This is a genomic window from Streptomyces sp. NBC_01264, from assembly GCF_026340675.1.
GTDB lineage: Bacteria > Actinomycetota > Actinomycetes > Streptomycetales > Streptomycetaceae > Streptomyces.
On record NZ_JAPEOX010000002.1, the window covers coordinates 94670 to 111453 of the forward strand.

The 16784-nt window shown below is 70.2% G+C and carries 14 protein-coding genes; 8 read left to right on the forward strand and 6 right to left on the reverse strand.

The annotated features are described in order from the left end of the window. The first annotated feature begins 1 nt into the window (after position 1). The 4 genes from OG435_RS33230 to OG435_RS33245 are packed head-to-tail and all read left to right on the forward strand — an operon-like array spanning position 2 to position 2862. Positions 2-622 (forward strand): CBS domain-containing protein, encoded by a 621-nt coding sequence (locus OG435_RS33230; protein ID WP_266882544.1) that lies wholly within the window; start codon positions 2-4, stop codon positions 620-622. 16 nt (positions 623-638) lie between these two features. Beyond that, on the forward strand, positions 639-1295 hold the full coding sequence (locus tag OG435_RS33235; RefSeq protein WP_266882546.1) for a CBS domain-containing protein: 657 nt from the start codon (positions 639-641) through the stop codon (positions 1293-1295). 14 nt (positions 1296-1309) lie between these two features. After that, on the forward strand, positions 1310-1975 hold the full coding sequence (locus tag OG435_RS33240; RefSeq protein ID WP_266882548.1) for a DUF4389 domain-containing protein: 666 nt from the start codon (positions 1310-1312) through the stop codon (positions 1973-1975). An 11-nt stretch (positions 1976-1986) separates the two neighbouring features. Beyond that, positions 1987-2862, forward strand: coding sequence for a universal stress protein (locus OG435_RS33245; protein ID WP_266882550.1), 876 nt, complete (start codon positions 1987-1989; stop codon positions 2860-2862). Between the two features lie 23 nt (positions 2863-2885). Here the strand turns inward: OG435_RS33245 and OG435_RS33250 are convergent, their stop codons facing one another. Next, positions 2886-3305, reverse strand: coding sequence for a CBS domain-containing protein (locus tag OG435_RS33250; protein WP_266882552.1), 420 nt, complete (start codon positions 3303-3305; stop codon positions 2886-2888). 114 nt (positions 3306-3419) lie between these two features. Between OG435_RS33250 and OG435_RS33255 the strand changes: the two genes are divergently transcribed. The 4 genes from OG435_RS33255 to OG435_RS33270 all read left to right on the forward strand — a co-directional run bounded on the left by OG435_RS33255 (position 3420) and on the right by OG435_RS33270 (position 9830). Next, positions 3420-5099 (forward strand): NAD(P)H-dependent oxidoreductase subunit E, encoded by a 1680-nt coding sequence (locus tag OG435_RS33255; RefSeq protein ID WP_266882554.1) that lies wholly within the window; start codon positions 3420-3422, stop codon positions 5097-5099. Further along, entirely contained in the window at positions 5087-7771 is a 2685-nt protein-coding gene (gene fdhF / locus OG435_RS33260; RefSeq protein WP_266882556.1) for a formate dehydrogenase subunit alpha, read from the forward strand. Before OG435_RS33255 ends, fdhF begins: the two co-directional genes overlap by 13 nt. A gap of 166 nt (positions 7772-7937) precedes the next feature. After that, positions 7938-8813, forward strand: a complete 876-nt coding sequence (locus OG435_RS33265) for a universal stress protein (RefSeq protein ID WP_323187965.1) — start codon at positions 7938-7940, stop codon at positions 8811-8813. 27 nt (positions 8814-8840) lie between these two features. Beyond that, complete coding sequence (locus tag OG435_RS33270) at positions 8841-9830, forward strand: Acg family FMN-binding oxidoreductase (protein WP_266882560.1); 990 nt, start codon at positions 8841-8843, stop codon at positions 9828-9830. A 74-nt stretch (positions 9831-9904) separates the two neighbouring features. On the opposite strand, the gene OG435_RS33275 is transcribed toward OG435_RS33270, so the two are convergent. From OG435_RS33275 to ppsA, 5 genes are read right to left on the reverse strand one after another with little or no spacing between them, the layout of a single operon-like run. After that, entirely contained in the window at positions 9905-10207 is a 303-nt protein-coding gene (locus tag OG435_RS33275; RefSeq protein ID WP_266882562.1) for a dsRBD fold-containing protein, read from the reverse strand. Positions 10208-10228: 21 nt separating this feature from the next. Beyond that, on the reverse strand, positions 10229-12910 hold the full coding sequence (locus tag OG435_RS33280; protein WP_266882564.1) for a cation-translocating P-type ATPase: 2682 nt from the start codon (positions 12908-12910) through the stop codon (positions 10229-10231). Next, the gene (locus tag OG435_RS33285; protein WP_266882566.1) at positions 12903-13529 is read right to left on the reverse strand and encodes an Rv1733c family protein; all 627 of its coding nucleotides are present in this window, start codon (positions 13527-13529) and stop codon (positions 12903-12905) included. The genes OG435_RS33280 and OG435_RS33285 overlap by 8 nt, the downstream gene beginning before the upstream one ends. A 36-nt stretch (positions 13530-13565) precedes the next feature. Beyond that, a complete protein-coding gene (locus OG435_RS33290) occupies positions 13566-14069 on the reverse strand; it encodes a flavodoxin domain-containing protein (RefSeq protein ID WP_266882568.1) in 504 nt (167 codons plus the stop codon). Then, positions 14066-16525: a phosphoenolpyruvate synthase gene (gene ppsA, locus OG435_RS33295; RefSeq protein WP_266882570.1), complete on the reverse strand. Its 2460-nt coding sequence runs from the start codon at positions 16523-16525 to the stop codon at positions 14066-14068. The genes OG435_RS33290 and ppsA overlap by 4 nt, the downstream gene beginning before the upstream one ends. Between the last annotated feature and the right edge of the window lie 259 nt (positions 16526-16784).

Sequence of the window (16784 nt, forward strand, 5' to 3'; positions counted from 1 at the left end):
GATGAGACACCGCAGCGTCGCCGACCTGATGACCCCCTCCGTCGTCAGCGTGCAGCCCGGCACCCCGTTCAAGGAGATCGCCCATCTCCTGAAGGAGTTCGACATCTCTGCCGTGCCCGTCGTGGACGAGGCCGAGCGTCCTGTGGGCGTCGTCTCCGAAGCCGACCTGCTCCGCAAGCCCACCTTCGCCAGCGGGACGAACACCGCTGCCGGTCTCATGACCAGCCCCGCCATCACCGCCCAGCCGCACTGGAGCGTCGTCCGCGCGGTGCGAGTCATGCGCAAGCACCAAGTCAAGAGACTGCCCGTCGTGGATGCCGCCGGCCGGCTGATCGGCATCCTGAGCCGCAGCGACCTGCTGCAGCTCTTCCTGCGCAGGGATCACGCGATCCAGGAGGAAATCCTCGAGGACGTACTGACCCGCACCCTCGGACTCAGGCCCTCCGCGCTGACCGTCGAGGTCACTGACGGTCTCGTGACCCTCAGCGGCACCGTGAGCCGCCGCAGCCTGGTCCCCATCGTGCTGCGCCTGTGCCAGAGCGTCGACGGCGTCGTGGACGTGGTCAACCGACTCGACTACGAACAGGACGACATGTCGGTCGACACGCGAACAGCCCGCTGAGCGGTAGGAGAAGAGCATGAGGCATCGAGAAGTCCGCGAGCTGATGACCCGCGAGGTCATCAGCGTACCCAACAACGCTCCCTTCAAGGAGATCGCCCGAGCCCTGACGGAACACCAGGTGTCGGCCGTCCCGGTCGTCGACCAGGCCGGCCATCCCATCGGCGTGATCTCGGAACGGGACCTGCTGCCGAAGTCCGCAGGCCAAGGAGACTATTTCCAGTCGCTGCCCGAACGGGAAGCGTGGCTGGAGGACAAGGCCGCGGGTACGCGCGCCGAGGAGCTGATGTCCTCGCCCCCCGTGTGCGCCAGACCCGACTGGACAGTCGCCGAAGCCGCCCGGCTGATGGAATCACAAGGGGTCAAGAGGCTCCTGGTCGTGGACGACTCGGACGTGCTGATCGGCATCGTCAGCCGACGGGACCTGCTGCGGATCTTCCTCCGGGACGACGAGGACATCCGTCACGAGATCACGGGTGACGTACTCGACCTCAGCCTGCGCCAGAGCCCCACCGCCATCACAGTGGCCGTCGCCGACGGCCGGGTCGAACTGCACGGAACCGTCGACTTCAAGAGCCTCATCCCGCTGATCGAACGGCTCTGCCGCACCGTGGACGGCGTGGTCTCCGTCACCCAGCACCTCGGATACGCCATCGACGACACGACCCCCACCTGAAGGAGTTGACGTACATGACCAGTGCCATGGGTGTCCCGCAACCGGTCATCGTGTCGGCGCGGTTGGACAGTCCTCTCTCACGGTGGCTGTGGCTGGTGAAATGGGTGCTGGCGATCCCCCACTACATCGTGCTGGCCTTCCTCTGGATCGCCTTCCTCGTGGTCAGCGTGATCGCGTTCTTCGCCATCCTCTTCACCGAGCGCTACCCGCGAGCACTGTTCGACTTCAACCTCGGCGTCCTGCGCTGGTCGTGGCGCGTCTCGTACTACGCGTACGGCGCGCTCGGCACCGACCGGTACCCCCCGTTCAGCCTCGGCCCGGAACCCGACTACCCGGCACGGCTCGACATCGCGTACCCACAACGGCTGTCCCGGGGCCTGGTACTGGTGAAGTGGTGGCTGCTCGCCATCCCCCACTACATCGTGATCGGCTTCTTCACCGGCGCGCCGCACGGCGGCTGGTGGGGCGGCGGCCTGACCGGCGTACTCGCCCTCATCGCCGTCGTCACGCTGGCCTTCACCGAGAAGTACCCGCGCGACCTCTTCGATCTCATCATCGGGCTGAACCGCTGGGTGCTGCGCGTCGCGGCCTACTCCAGTCTCATGACCGATGCGTACCCGCCGTTCCGCCTCGACATGGGCGGAGACGAACGTCCCGAGACCGTGCAGCCCTCTGCCTGAAGGAAGTCATCATGAACGATCGCATCCTCGTCGGCCTCGACGGATCCGCGGAAAGCGTCGCGGCCGCCCATTGGGCGGCACGGGAAGCCCTTCTGCGGGGCGTACCACTCCACCTCGTCCACGCCGAGGAATGGTCGACCCCGCTCGACATTCCTGTCGCCACGGACGATGTACGCCGTCACTGGTCCCAGGCGCTTCTGAACGAGGCCGCCGACGAGCTGCGCACGAGGCACCACGAACTGGAGGTCGACATCCGGTCATTTGACGGCAAGCCGGCCGCCATGCTCGCCGCCGCCGCAGCCGGCGCGAGCATGATCGTTCTCGGCTCCCGGGGACTGGGCACCATCACGGGGTTCGTCCTCGGGTCCGTCGGCATGGCGGTCATCCAGGCGACGGTGCGGCCGGTTGTCATGGTACGGGCGAGCGAAGACACGGCGCCGCACCCGGACGGCCGGCACACATCCCGTGACGTGGTGGTGGGCGTCGACATCAGCGGGCCCTGCGACGCGCTCCTCGCCTTCGCCTTCGAGGAGGCGGCGCGGCGGGCCTGCGCCCTCCACGTCCGGCTCAGCTGGTCGATGCCTCCGCTGGTGGGATACGGAGCGGCGTACGATCCGCGAGTCCACGCCCAACTCGAGATGAGCGCGAAGGGGTCTCTGGAAGACATCCTGAAGCCCTGGCGGGACAAGTACCCGGCTGTCGACGTCACCTCTCGGGCGAACGCCGGCCACGCCTCCACAGAACTCCTCGACGCAAACTCCGAAGCGGGTCTCATCGTCGTCGGCCGCCGCATCCGACGGTCCTCGATCGGCACGCACATCGGACCGGTCACTCACGCGGTCCTCCACCACTCCAAAGCACCCGTCGCCGTCATCGCGCACGAATAGCCCCGGCAGGGCGACCGCTGCGGCTAGCGTTGTGCGCAGATGGTCTCGACGAAGTGGCCCACCTGCTCGTCGGACAGGTGCCGGGCAAGATCGGCCTCGCTGATCATCCCGACGAGACGGTGTTCGGCGATGACCGGGACGCGCCGGATCCTGTGGTCCTGCATCGTCTGCAGGACCTGGCTCGTGTCGGCGTCCGCGTCGACCGTGATCGGCTTGCCCTGCGCGAGCTGCCCGGCCGTCATGTGGTGCGGGTCCTTGCCCTTGGCCAGGCACTTCAGCACGATGTCACGGTCGGTGATGATGCCGTGCAGACGGTCGTCAGGCCCGCAGATCGGCAGCGCGCCGACGTCCAGCTCGCTCATCCGCCGGGCCGCGTCCATGAGCGTCTCGGTCTCCTGAACGCAGGTGGCACCGCTGTGCATGATGTCCCGTGCAGTGGTCATGTCCGGCCTCCTCGCGCCTCGGCCCCCTCTCCAGTCTGGGCTTCGGCGCAGCGCCCCGCTCGTCGGCACGGAGATCCACGTGCGCATACCCGCAGCCGGATCGATCATGGGGGCATGGCCTCTCCGCGCCGCGAGGAACAGCCCGATGCCTTCCGAGTCCTTGCCGAACGCCGGGGCCAGCCGGGAGACCGGCTGACGCGGGCTCTGGCCGCGTCACGCGAAGAGCACACGGCCGGTCCAGCCGAGTGGGCTCCTGCCATCGCCGACCGGTTGGGCCTGCCTGGTGCGGCCGCTCTCGGCCCCGCAACCTACTTCGCCGACCTGGCCACCCCGCACGGACGCCGCCACGTGTCCATCTGCTCCGCTACCGCGTGCTTCGCGGCGACCGGTGGTCGCCCGCTCGATCCGGTGGAACGAGAGCTGGGGTTGCGCCCGGGTTCCGTGTCGCCGGACGGAGGAACATCACTTCAGTCCGTCCGGTGTCTCGGCTACTGCTACGCGGCCCCCGCGGCTCTGGACGGCAGCACGCCGTGCACCGGGCCGTCGCTGTCCGCCCAGCTGGCCGGGCGGGAACCTCCGCACGCCCCGGACATCCCCGCGTCCGACGACACCGGTGATCCCGTACTCCTCGCTGACGCGAGCCCATGGCAGCTGTGGCCGGAGGTCGTCGCCTCCGGTTCGGCCGAGGCCATCCGCCGGGAAGTCGCGGCCTCCGGTCTCCGGGGGCGCGGCGGGGCAGGTTTCCCCGTCCACGCGAAATGGGAGGCCGTACGCGGCGCGCCCGGCCCGGGGAGGGTCGTCGTGGCCAACGGGGACGAGGGAGATCCCGGCTCCTTCGCCGACCGCCTTCTGATGGAGCGCTACCCGGAACGGGTACTGGAAGGCCTGGCGTTGGCCTGCTTCGCGTGCGGAGCGGACCGCGGGGCCGTACTGGTGCGCTCCGAGTACCCGCGGGCCCTGCACTCCGTACGCACGGCCCTCGCGCGGGCCTACGCGGACGGCCATTTCGGAAGGTCCTCGCACGGGACGGCGACCGCCCTCGACGTCGACGTGGTGAGCGGGGCCGGATCGTACGTGGCCGGCGAGGAGACGGCGCTGATAGCCGGCCTGGAAGGCGGCCGCGGGTGCGCCCGGGCTCGGCCGCCGTACCCCACGCAGCGGGGGGTCTGGGACCGCCCGACCGTGGTCAGCAACGTGGAGACGCTCTCGGCGATCCCCTGGATCGTGGCCAGGGGCGGCGCGGCCTATGCCCGCCGCGGCACCACCGCGGAGACCGGGACCAAACTCGTCTGCCTCTCCGAACGCTTCGCCCGCCCAGGCGCCTACGAGGTCGACATCGGAACGCCCGTGGAGCGCATCGTCACCGAGTTGGGCGGTGGCCTCAAGAACGGCGCGGAGCTGGCCGTCCTGCAGGTCGGCGGGCCGCTCGGCGGGTTCCTCGCCGCTGGCGCGCTGGACGTGCCCCTCACCGAAGCGGACTTGGCCGCGCACGGCGCGGCGCTCGGGCACGCGGGGCTGGTGGCCCTGGACCGCGGCCTCGACCCCGTCGAAGTGCTGCGGCACGTCTGGGAGTTCGCCGCCGCGGAGAGCTGCGGGGCATGTTCGCCCTGTCGGGTGGGCTCACGTCGGGGTCTGGAACTCGCAGCGGCGGGCGCGCCGCCCGGGGACGAGTGGGCCCGGTTGTCGCGTGTCCTGGAGAAGGCGAGCCTGTGCGCCTTCGGCAGGCGCCTTCCGGCGGCGGTCCGCAGTCTGGCGCGGGCGTACGGGGATCGGCTCCCGGGGTGGGATCCGTGATCCGGGTCGAGGTCGACGGCGTGGACGTCGACGTTTCCGAGGGAGTGACACTGCTGTCCGCGGTCCAGTCCGCGGGCGTGGAACTGCCGGCGCTCTGCTCGGACGAGCGACTGCGGCCTGCGGGGTCGTGCCGTACCTGTCTGGTCCGGTCCGACGCCCGGCTCGTGGCCGCGTGCGTCACGCCCGCGACCCCCGGCAGCCGTGTTCTGACCGCCACGGACGACCTTCGTGAGCTGCGGCGGGAAGCCGTGGAAGTCATCGTGTCCGCCCTCCCACCCCGCGCGCTTGCTGCCAGCAATCCCTCCGAGCTCGCGCACGTGTGCAGATCGCTCGGGATCGGACCGGATGCGGCAGGGGGCACCGACGGCCGCGGGAGCGACGACTCCCACCCCTACGTCACCCTGGACCGTGATCTGTGCATCGCCTGCGGCCGGTGCGTGCGCGTGTGCGCCGACGTACAGGGCACCTTCGCCCTGACCCTGATCGGCCGCGGAGCCGACACCGTCGTCGCCCCCGGAACCGGCGGGCCCTGGGCGGACTCGGACTGCGTGTCCTGCGGCGGCTGCGTGGACAGCTGCCCCACCGGCGCGATCGCCGCGCCGGGGCCGGGCCGCGGCCTGACGTCCGGGGTTCCCTCCGACGGTGCCGTACGCACGACGTGCGGGTACTGCGGCGTCGGGTGTTCCCTCGACGTGGTCGTCCGCGACGGGGACGTGGCAGCAGTACTGCCGGCCCGGGACGGACCGGTCAACCGCGGGCACGCGTGTGTCAAAGGCCGCTTCGCCCACGGCTACCGTCTTTCCCCCGACCGTCTCACGCAGCCCCTGATGCGCCGAGGAAACCTCCTGGAGCCGGTGGAGTGGGACACCGCGGTCCGCCACATCGCCGACCGGTTCTCGGCAGCCGTGCACGCGGCCGGCCCCAACGCGGTGGCCGCCATCTCCTCGGCCCGGGCCACCAACGAGGAGAACTACCTCTTCCAGAAGTTCATGCGGACCGTCATCGGCACGAACAACATCGACAACTGCTCCAGGCTCTGCCACGCCCCCTCCGCAGCCGGCCTCGTGGCCTCCTTCGGCCTGTCCGGCGGCACCGACTCCTTCGACGACGTGGAACGGGCCGACTGCCTCCTGGTGGTCGGCGCCAATCCGGTGGAGGCCCACCCCGTCGTCGGGGCGCGGCTGCTCCAGAGCGCCCTGCGAGGGGCCAAACTGATCGTCGCCGATCCACGGGCCGTGGGGCTTGCCCTGCATGCGGACGTGCATCTCAGGCCGCGCCCGGGCACCAACGTGGCACTGTGCCACGGCCTGGCCCACGTGCTGCTGGCCGAGGGGCTCGTCGACGAGCGGTTCCTGCGGGACCGGGCGGGCGGACTCCCCGAGTTCGGCGCACTGGTGGCCGACTACCCTCCGGAGCGGGTGGCCTCCATCACCGGAGTTCCGACGGCAGACCTGATCAGCGCCGCCCGGCTCTACGGGCGGGCCCTGCGGCCCGCGATCGTCTACGGTCTGGGCGTCACCGAGCACCTCCACGGCACCGACGGCGTCCGCTCGCTCGCCAATCTGGCCATCCTGCGCGGCGCCGTCGGCACGGATCGGGGCTTCGGCATCAACCCGCTGCGCGGCCAGAACAACGTCCAGGGCGCCTCCGACATGGGGGCCCTGCCGGACCTCCTCCCGGGATACGGAAAGATCGCCGATCCGGCGGCCCGCGCACGCGCGGAAGCCGTCTGGGGCCTGCCGGTCCCGGCGCGTCCCGGCCTGCGCATCCCGGAGATGTTCGCGGCCGGCCGCTCGGGAACCCTGCGAGCCCTGTGGATCATGGGCGAGGACGTGTGCGCCACCGATCCCGACACGGAGAACGTGGTCCAAGCCCTCCAGGCCTGCCCCTTCGTCGTCGTCAGCGAGCTGTTCCCGTCGGAGACCGCCCGGCACGCGGATGTCGTCCTCCCCGCCGCGTCATGGCTGGAGAAGGACGGCACCTTCGTCAACCTCGACCGCCGCTTCCAGCGCGTACGCACGGCGGTACAGCCACCCGGCCAGGCCCGCAGCGACTTCGAGGCCGTGCACGCCGTCGCAGCCGCCATGGACGCCGACCTGGGCTGCACGGCCCCCGCCGACGCACTGGCCGAGTGGGCACGGCTCGCCCCGCTCTTCGCAGGGATCTCCCACGCGCGGCTGGACCGGGAAGGGGCCGTCCCGTGGCCCTGCCCGCATCCGGACGGACCCGGGACCGCCAAGCTGTACCGAGAACGGTTCGCCACACCGGACGGCCTGGCGCACCTGGCATCCGTGCCCTACCTGCCACCGGGCGAAGAGCCCGACGCCGACTACCCACTGGTCCTCGTCACCGGTCGCAGCTGGGCGCACTACAACTCCGGCAGCATGACGCGGCGGGGCGGCAACCTCGGCTTGGACGCCGTCGACCACCTCGACATCCATCCTGACGACGCCGGGCGCCACGGCGTGCACGACGGTGAGCCGGTCACCGTGGAGAGCCGTCATGGCCGGGCCCGGCTGCTGGCTCGCGTCGGTCGGAGCGTCTCTCCCGGTCAGGTGTTCTGCACGTTCCATTTCCCCGCCAGCGGGGTGAACCGGCTGACGTCCGACCGCATCGACACCGTCACGTCGTGCCCTGAGTACAAGGTGACGGCGGTTCGTCTGACCATGTGAGCGCAATCCGTCATCGACGCGACAGACGACCAATGTGCAGGGTTGCGGTCGCCCCAAGCGGGCTGGTCGGTCCCACAGGGGACCGACCGGCCCCTCCACAGAGGCTCGCCGAGCAGCCAGTCTGGAAGAGGCGGGAAGACCTCCCGCCCAGAAGGAGATGGTGACCATGCCGAACCGAGTGACCGTCGGCCTCGACGGGTCCCCGGAAAGCACGGCGGCCGCCCGCTGGGCCGCACGCGAGGCCGAGCTCCGCGGCGCCACCCTGGACCTGGTCCACGCAGAGGAGTGGCTGGAGAATCCACCGCTTCCCGTCGCGACCACCGAAGAACGCCGACGCTGGGCGGAGACCGTCCTGCGCGACACCGCCGAAGAAGCGCGACGCGCACATCCGTCCTTGAAGGTGGACACCCGTCGAGTGGGCGGGCTGCCTTCCCTGGCGCTGGCGCACGCCGCCGAGGGTTCCGACATGCTGGTACTCGGCTCGCGCGCGCTCGGCAGCATCGCCGGGTTTCTCGTCGGATCCACCGGCTCGGCCACCATTGCCGAGACAGAACGCCCCGTCGTGCTGGTCCGGGCCGTCGGCCGCGCGGGCGTTGCGCCCGACGGCGGTGGTGACCGCGGGCCGGTCGTGGTCGGCGTGGACATCCACCAGCCCTGCGACAAGCTCCTGGCCTTCGCTTTCGAAGAGGCGTCCTTCCGGCGCTGCCCGCTCGTGATCGTCCACGGCTGGTCGCCACCGCCGATCCTCAGCTATGCACCGGCCCTCGCCCCGGGGATCCATCAGGAGATGGCCCGCGGCATCACCAGCGCGCTGGACGAGATGGTCCGTCCGTGGCGCGAGAAGTACCCTGCAGCGCAGGTCGACTCGAGGGCCACCATCGGCCAGTCGGCGATCCAGATCCTCGACGCGGCCTCTGCAGCCGCCCTCGTCGTCGTCGGCCGCCGCATCCGCCATTCCGCATTCGGCACCCACATCGGCCCCATCGCACACGCCGTGATGCACCACGCGGTCTCGCCGGTCGCCGTCATCGCCCACGACTGAGGCCCACCGCACAGGCAGGACAGTCCCATGACCGCTTCGATTCCCGAGCCGGCGGAGGTCGTTCCCCTCATCGAGGACGCCGTCATGGCTCCGTCCATGCACAACGCCCAGCCCTGGAAGTTCCTCTTCCGGCCGGCTTCCGGCAGTATCGAACTGTACGGCGACCCCGGACGTGCCATGCCCCTCGCCGACCCGGACCACCGCGCCCTCCACCTGGGCTGCGCCGCCGCACTGTTCAACCTACGCGTGTCCGCCGCCTGGGCAGGCCGGGGCGCCAACGTACGGGTGCTGCCGGACAGGGACGATCCGTGGCTATTGGCTGCAGTGGACCTCAAGGACCCCGAGCCCAAGGACCGGGATCTTGGAGCCCTCCACCCCGCCATACGACGTCGTCACTCCAGCCGTTTCCCCTTCTCGGAGGAGGAAATACCTCCCGCGCTCCTGGACGGCCTGCAGGCCGCCGCCCTGCTCGAAGGGTGCCGCCTGCTCGTTCCGGACGCATGGCACACCGACACGGTCCTGGGCCTCATACACGACTCCGAGCACCGCGAGGAGATGGATCTCGCCGTGGCGGCGGAAACGATGGCCTGGACACACACCGGTACGCCGGATCAGCAGACCCGGCCCGACGGCATTCCCGTACACGCCTTCGGCCCGAAGCACACGGGTCGCGGTGGAGGTGTGCGCGACTTCGGCCGTTCCCAGCACATCCCGGGACGCGCCTGGGCCGCCTTCGAACGGAACCCGCACATCGCGCTGCTGGGCACCTCCGGCGACAGGCCCGAGGACTGGATGCGAGCAGGACAGGCCCTGCAACGCGTCCTCCTCCAAGCCACCGCCGACGGGCTGGTCACGTCCATGACCTCCCAGCCGCTGGAATGGCCCGAACTGCGCTGGACGGTGCGCGATCCCGGCTCGGCCATGAACCACGTACAGATGGTGATCCGGCTCGGCTACGGGCCACAAGGTCCCGCTACGCCCCGACGCCCCGTGGCCGAGGTCCTGCACATCCGGTGAGTCGGACATCCGGAGAGTCGTGCTCCGGCGGCGCCGCGACGCCGGTGCGACAGCCACAGAAGGGGAGGCCGAGGCTAGGACGTCGCGATGTCCAGCCACCCGGCATGCGGCTTGAGGGACTCGCGCAGTGACGGTTCGTCGGCGGCCTGCCTGTCTCCGTAAGCGGTTTGCTTCATCTGGGCCGCCAGGTCCTCCATGGCGCGGGCGACCGCGAGTTCGTCGCCGATTTCCGGGATGTCGGTGTCCTGCGGGGCGCAGCGGGCGGTGCCGTGGCCGGTGAGTCTGGTCGTGCCGGTGTCGAGTTCCAGGCGGGCCTTCGTCGTCTGTTCCTCTTCGAAGAGGAACAGACGGAGCTTCCATTCGGCTGTGTGTGACATGAGGTGTCTCCCGGGCGTGTGTCAAGGGTGCGGGTTTCCGTGCGTACGTCGCCTCCAGCGCCTCAGCTCGTCGGTGCCCCAGACGAGGACCGGGAAGCAGGCGATGAGGGCGACGACGTCGAGGGGCAGGGCTGCGGTGCCGAAGAGGCCTTGCAGGGGCGGTGCGTAGACGAGGGCTGCCGTGAAGGCGAGTTCGAAGGCGATGCCTGCCAGGAGCAGGGGGTTGGTGAACAGGCCGATGTCGCGCAGCGCCGCGTGGTCGGTTCGGGCGGCAACCGCGGTGCCCACCTGGCAGGTGACGATGCCGGCGAAGGTGGCGGTCGTCGCGGTGACGTACGCGTGGTGGAGGGGGCTGCCGACGCCGGTGGGGTCTCCCGGGTGCCAGCCCGCACGCCACAGCACGTAGAAGAAGGCGGTCATGACCAGGACGGCGGAGACGGTACCGAGGTAACCCCAGCTGCGGATGAGCATGTCGCGGGAGATGACCCCTTGCGAACTCGGTCGGGGCGGGCGGCTCATGGTGCCGGGCTCGGCCCGTTCGCGGCCGAGGGCGAGGGCGGGGAGGGTCTCGGTGCCGAGGTCGATGGCCAGGATCTGGAGGACGGTCAACGGCAGCGGGACGGCACCCGCCGACAGTGCGAAGACCAGGAAGGGGACGACCTCGGGGGTGAGGTGGGCGAAGATGTAGACGATGAACTTGCGGACGTTGTCGTAGACGCGGCGGCCGGATTCGATCGCGGTGACGATGGTGGCGAAGTTGTCGTCGGTCAGCACCATCGTGGATGCCTCGCGGGCGACGTCCGTGCCGGAGCGGCCCATGGCCACGCCGATGTGTGCGCGGTGGAGGGCGGGTGCGTCGTTGACGCCGTCCCCGGTCATGGCGACGATCAGGCCGTGTGCGCGCAGCGTGTCGGCCACCTTCAGCTTGGTCTCGGGCGAGGAACGCGCGAACACGACCTCCGCGTCTGTCGAGGCGAGGAGTTCGTCGAGTTCGTGGTCGCCGATCGCCTCGGACTGGGCCACCACGTGCAGACGGGGCAGTCCGATTCCGACTTCGCGTGCGACGGCCGCTGCGGTGGCGCCGTTGTCACCGGTGACGATGTGCACGCGGAGTCCTGCATCGTGGCAGCGCCGAACGGCGGCCGCGACTTCGGGACGTGGCGGGTCGTACAGACCGACGAGCCCGATCAGACGCAACCCGGTCTCCGCGTCCTGGCGGCGGCCGGGCGCTTCGGCTCCGGTCGGCAGTGTCCGGACGGCAACGGCCAAGACCCGCATTCCCTCACGGGCGAGTTCGTCTGCCGCGGCAGCCTCCGCCCCGGAACTTCCGTCCAGGGTCTGCAGCACCGTCTCCGGCGCACCTTTGGCGATGACGCGCAGGCCGTGTTCGTCATCGGCTTGGACGACGGACATCAGGCGCAGCCGGGGGTCGAAGCGGAAGAGGGCGCGGCGCCCGGTGTCCCGGCCGTCGAGGTCGACGGGAGCGGCGTGGGCAGCGGCGCCTTCGATCAGGGCCATCTCTGTCGGGTCGCCGTGTAGTTCGCCGTCGTCGTCCCGGGTGACCGTGGTGCACAGTGCGCTGGTCCGCATCAGCTCTCCCACCCAGGGGCCGGTCTCCCTTGCGTGGTCGGGCGTCCATACGGCTTGGAGGCGCATGCGGTTCTGGGTGAGTGTTCCGGTCTTGTCGGTGCAGATGACGTTGGTGGAGCCGAGGGTTTCGACGGCGCTCAGCCGTTTGATCACCGCTCCTTGGCGGGCGAGGACGCGTACGCCGACGGCGAGCGCGAGGGTGATGGTCGGCAGCAGCCCCTCGGGGACATTGGCGACGAGCAGGCCGATCGCGAACATCAGGGTGTCGGTCAGCGGCAGGCCCGCGGCGACGCCGGCCGCCAGGAACACCCCGCCCATGGCGACCGCTACGGCCGCGATGAGCCAGGCGACCTTCTTGACCTGCTGTTCCAGGGGGCTGGGGTCGCGCCGGGTGCGCTGGCTCAGGGCGGCGATGCGGCCGAGCTCCGTGTGGTTTCCGGTGGCGAAGACGATCGCCTGGGCCTGTCCCCCGGTGCAAATGGTGCCGCTGAAGACGAGGTTGGGCTCCTGCAGCAGCGGCGCTCCGACGAGTCCGGGGCCGGCGAGGCGCTCGGCAGGGGTGGACTCGCCGTTCAGCATCGACAGGTCGACCTCGATGGCCCCCTCGGTCAGCCGTGCGTCGGCCGGAACCTTGGCACCCTCTTCGAGAACGACCAGATCGCCCGGCACCAGTTCCCCTGCCTCTACTACCGTGGGCCGACCATCGCGGATCACCAGGGCGTGCTCGGGCAGGTACTTGGCGAGTGTCTCCACGGCCTGTTCGGCCTGCCGTTCCTGGAGGAGGGCGAACGCCGCGTTGACGAGGACCACGGCGACGATGGCCCACCCGAGCACGGGAATGCCGGCGACGAACGCCAGCGCGGCGGCAACCCAGAGCAGCAACGCCAAAGGGTGGACCAGCTGACGTACGAGTTCACGCCCCAGGGAGGTACGGGTCTTGCGCCGGACCTCGTTGGGGCCGTAGACGGCGAGGCGGCGGGCTGCCTCTCGGGCCGACAGCCCGCGCGGCCCGGTTCCGAGCTCGCGCCGCAGCAGCGGAAGCGGCTCCATCGGGTCGGGGTTCAGGAGCGGATCCCCGTCGGAGGGCCGGGGGGTGGTGGCGGCTTCAGTCATCCTCGGCTCCCGGGTCCCTGCGCACCCGGCCGGACCAACGCGGCTCCAGGAGCTCCCACTCGCGGTCCCATGCGGCCAAGCTGTGCGCTTCGACGCGGTGGAGCCTGAGCCAGACGACTCCCCCGGCAGAAAGTACGATGACACCGAAAACAGCAGCTCCGGCGGCGACCGCGGTGGAGGCCACTTCGCCCTCTGGGCGGGGCTCGGATGCCTCCCTACCCGCGTCGTCGACCCAGACCATGACCTTCCCACCCACGGGTGTGCCGGCCGGGACCAGAACCGTGTCGGTGTGGCGGTGGGAGACGGGATACTCCCAGGCCGCCTGCGCCTTCACCATCCGGGGGGCGATGAAACGGGCAGGAAGTGCCTTGTCGGCCTGACCTACCGTCGTCGCCGGGATTCGGTGCCGGTGCAGTGCCTCCGCCTGGGCGGCGCGGTTCTCCGCGTTCCAGACCGCCATCCCGATGGCAATGCCGCAGAGCACGGCGATGAGCGGGGAGAGCCTGAAGGCGGCGATCCAGAGGCCGCGCGTGCGGTCGTCGGCGCGACGTAGTTCATTGGGGCGGCGACCGCGCCGCCGACGCCCCGGGCGGCCTTCCTCTGGGTGACCCTCGCGCATATCGTGCCTCCGGCTGCCGGGGATTGACCGAGCGTGTCAGTGGAGAGCGGTGAGCTCGGCGCTGATGTGGTGGGCCCAGCTCTGGATCCGCTCGGGATTACGGAAGTCGCCGCCCTTGCCGGATCGGACCAGCGCTCTGGCGAGCAGACCCGAAGTGTGCGCCGTGATGCTGCCGCCGAAAGTGACGTGTTCGCGTGCCCCCAGGCGCTCCATCTGCTGCGCGACCGCCCGTACCGGCGGGATGTCGTGCCGCTCGGCGGAACTGTCCACCGGGCCGCTGCTGAACAGCCAGACCGGCCGGTGCTTCAGATAGTGGGCATTGCGTTCGGCGCAGCGCTTGGCCTTGCGGCTCCAGTGCCCTGCGTACAGGGCTCCGCCGAGCACCACGGCGTCGTAGCCACGCACGTCGTCCACGTCGTCGGCAGGGAGCACGACGGCGTCGAGGCCGTCCTCGCGCAGCGACACACCGATCTGCTCGGCGATTCCCGCAGTCGCTCCGTGCTTGGTGCCGTAGGCGACCAGTACCCGCTTCGAGGTCATGACGATTCTCCGTCCCCGTCGTTCCCGTCGTTCTCGGCGCGCTTCACCGGGAACCCGGCCCGGACCGTTTGGTCCGCGCCGTAACGCTTGAGTTCGCCGGCGGCCACGTGCTGTTTCACCGCGGCGAAGCTGTCAGGGGCCACGGAGATCGAGTCGATGCCGGTCTTCACCAGGAACTCGGTGAAGGCGGGGTCGTCGCTGGGGCGTTGGCCGCACAGGCCGACCGTGGAGCCCACGGACTGGGCCCGCGTCACCAGGATCTCGATACTGCGGGTGACGGCAGGGTTGGTCTCGTCGAAGACGTGGGCGAGGGCTTCGGAGTCTCGGTCGACTCCCAACGTGAGCTGGGTGAGATCGTTGCTGCCGATCGAGAAGCCGTCGAAGCGTTGGGCGAAGTCCTGGGCCAGGATGACGTTCGCGGGGATCTCCGCCATGACGTACACCTTCAGCCCGTTCTCACCCCGGCGCAGGCCCTGCTCGTCCATGGCCTCCAGGACCTTGTCGGCCTCTTCGAGGGTGCGGCAGAACGGGATCATGACGATCACGTTGGTCAGGCCCATCTCGTCGCGGACCCGGCGCAGGGCGCGGCATTCGAGGGCGAATCCCTCCCGGTATCCGTCGCTGTAGTAGCGGCTCGCACCGCGCCAGCCGATCATCGGATTGGCTTCGACCGGTTCGAAGGGCCGGCCGCCCAGCAGGCGCGCGTACTCGTTGGTCTTGAAGTCGCTGGTGCGGACGACGACGGGCGCGGGCCAGCGGGAGGCGGCGATGCGGGCGATTCCGTAGGCCAGGCGCTCGACGAAGTATTCGCCGCGGTCCAGGTAGCCCTCGGTGAGCTGGTCGATGACGCAGCGGTCGTGGTCGTCCAGTCGTTCGGGGTGCAGGAGGGCCATGGGATGGACCTTGACCTGGTGCGCGACGATGAACTCCAGTCGGGCGAGGCCCACGCCGTCGGCCGGCAGCCTCCACCAGCGGAAGGCCGCGGACGGGTCGGCGAGGTTCAGCATGACCCGGGTCCGCGTGGCCGGCAGACCGGCGAGGTCGGTCTCGGTCTCTTCGTAGGCGAGCAGGCCCGGATAGACCCGACCGCGGCCTCCTTCGGCACAGGAGATGGTGACTTCCTGGCCGTCGCGGAGCACCTCGGTGGCCCGGCCTGTTCCGACGACGGCGGGAACGCCGAGTTCGCGACTGACGATGGCTGCGTGCGAGGTGCGGCCACCGTGGTCGGTGACGATCGCAGAGGCCCGCTTCATGATCGGTTCCCAGTCCGGGTCCGTGATGCCGGTGACGAGCACGCCACCGGCGGGGAAGCGGTCCAGGTCGACGGGCGAATCCAGGGCGACGACCGGGCCGCGGCCGATGGCCTCACCCACCGCGATCCCCTCGATCAAGGCCTCACCCGGTGTTGCGGTCAGGCGACAGCGGCGCAGGGTCGAGGCGCGGCGCCGCGACTGCACGGTCTCGGGCCGGGCCTGGACGATCCACAGCTCTCCTGTCAGACCGTCCTTGGCCCATTCCAGGTCCATGGGGCAGCCGTAGTGTTCCTCGACGGTCTGGGCCCAGCCGGCCAGGAACCGGACTTCCGCGTCGGTCAGGACGCGCTGTGAGCGCTCGTCGCCGGTCGTATCCACCGTCCGGGTCAGACCGTGCTCTGCGTAGACGGCCTTCTGCCGCTTCGCGCCGATCCGTACGTCGATCACCGGGTCCAGCGACGGGTCCTTCAAGCTCGGCTTGAACACTGTGTACTCGTCGGGGTCGACCTGTCCGCTGACAACCGTCTCGCCCAGTCCCCAGGCCGCGCTGACCACGATGACCTCGGGGAATCCGCTCTCCGGGTCGAGGGTGAACATCACGCCCGCACCTGCCAGGTCCGACCGGACCATCACCTGGATACCGGCGGAGAGGGCCACCGAGAGATGGTCGAATCCCATCCGCTCCCGGTAGTCGATGGCCCGGTCGGTGAAGAGCGAGGCGTAGCAGCGATGGACCGACTCCAGCAGTTGGGCGGGCCCTCGGACGTTCAGGTAGGTCTCCTGCTGCCCTGCGAAGCTCGCCTCCGGAAGATCCTCGGCGGTGGCGCTGCTGCGTACGGCGACCTCCGGTTCCTCACGGCCTCCATCGCGCCCCAGCTGTTCGTACGCCGAGACGATCTCCGTACGCAGCACGTCCGGGAGCGGCTCGGCCAGGATCATCGACCGAATGGCCGCCCCCGCCTCATCCAGTGCCGCCCCTTCGTGGAGACGCCCGATCTGCTCCTCGATGCGGTCGCGCAACCCGTGGCCGCCCAGCAGCTCTCGGTACGCGTCCGCCGTCGTGGCGAACCCGGGAGGTACCCGCACACCTGCGGAGGCCAGGTGCACGGTCATCTCTCCCAGGGAGGCGTTCTTCCCTCCCACACGGCCGAGGTCCTGCCGGTCGAGTTCTGCGAACGGTATGACGCGTCGGGTGGTTGCCATGACGTCCTCCGTCGTACGTGTGGGGCTCAGTAGGGCATCGGGCGGCCGGACGGGGTGCGCAGGTCCATCGGCGCAGGCGTGCGGGGCTGCCTCGGTCGGGTCTGGATCCGAATGCGCTGCATCGTCCTCACCTCTTCCGGAACGGAGCCCTCGGCGGCGTCCGGATTCCACGATCGCTCTGATGAGTCACCTCTCCGACCGGTGGATCCAGGCGGGCGGAGCTACCTTCCAGGGGAGTCCATCGGACCGGGCCGCGGAC

Bases quoted from the DNA above. Each gene is read 5' to 3' on its own strand.
- OG435_RS33230 (WP_266882544.1), top strand. From the start codon at position 2: ATGAGACACCGCAGCGTCGCCGACCTGATGACCCCCTCCGTCGTCAGC.
- OG435_RS33235 (WP_266882546.1), top strand. From the start codon at position 639: ATGAGGCATCGAGAAGTCCGCGAGCTGATGACCCGCGAGGTCATCAGC.
- OG435_RS33240 (WP_266882548.1), top strand. From the start codon at position 1,310: ATGACCAGTGCCATGGGTGTCCCGCAACCGGTCATCGTGTCGGCGCGG.
- OG435_RS33245 (WP_266882550.1), top strand. From the start codon at position 1,987: ATGAACGATCGCATCCTCGTCGGCCTCGACGGATCCGCGGAAAGCGTC.
- OG435_RS33250 (WP_266882552.1), bottom strand. From the start codon at position 3,305: ATGACCACTGCACGGGACATCATGCACAGCGGTGCCACCTGCGTTCAG.
- OG435_RS33255 (WP_266882554.1), top strand. From the start codon at position 3,420: ATGGCCTCTCCGCGCCGCGAGGAACAGCCCGATGCCTTCCGAGTCCTT.
- OG435_RS33265 (WP_323187965.1), top strand. From the start codon at position 7,938: ATGCCGAACCGAGTGACCGTCGGCCTCGACGGGTCCCCGGAAAGCACG.
- OG435_RS33270 (WP_266882560.1), top strand. From the start codon at position 8,841: ATGACCGCTTCGATTCCCGAGCCGGCGGAGGTCGTTCCCCTCATCGAG.
- OG435_RS33275 (WP_266882562.1), bottom strand. From the start codon at position 10,207: ATGTCACACACAGCCGAATGGAAGCTCCGTCTGTTCCTCTTCGAAGAG.
- OG435_RS33280 (WP_266882564.1), bottom strand. From the start codon at position 12,910: ATGACTGAAGCCGCCACCACCCCCCGGCCCTCCGACGGGGATCCGCTC.
- OG435_RS33285 (WP_266882566.1), bottom strand. From the start codon at position 13,529: ATGCGCGAGGGTCACCCAGAGGAAGGCCGCCCGGGGCGTCGGCGGCGC.
- OG435_RS33290 (WP_266882568.1), bottom strand. From the start codon at position 14,069: ATGACCTCGAAGCGGGTACTGGTCGCCTACGGCACCAAGCACGGAGCG.
- ppsA (WP_266882570.1), bottom strand. From the start codon at position 16,525: ATGGCAACCACCCGACGCGTCATACCGTTCGCAGAACTCGACCGGCAG.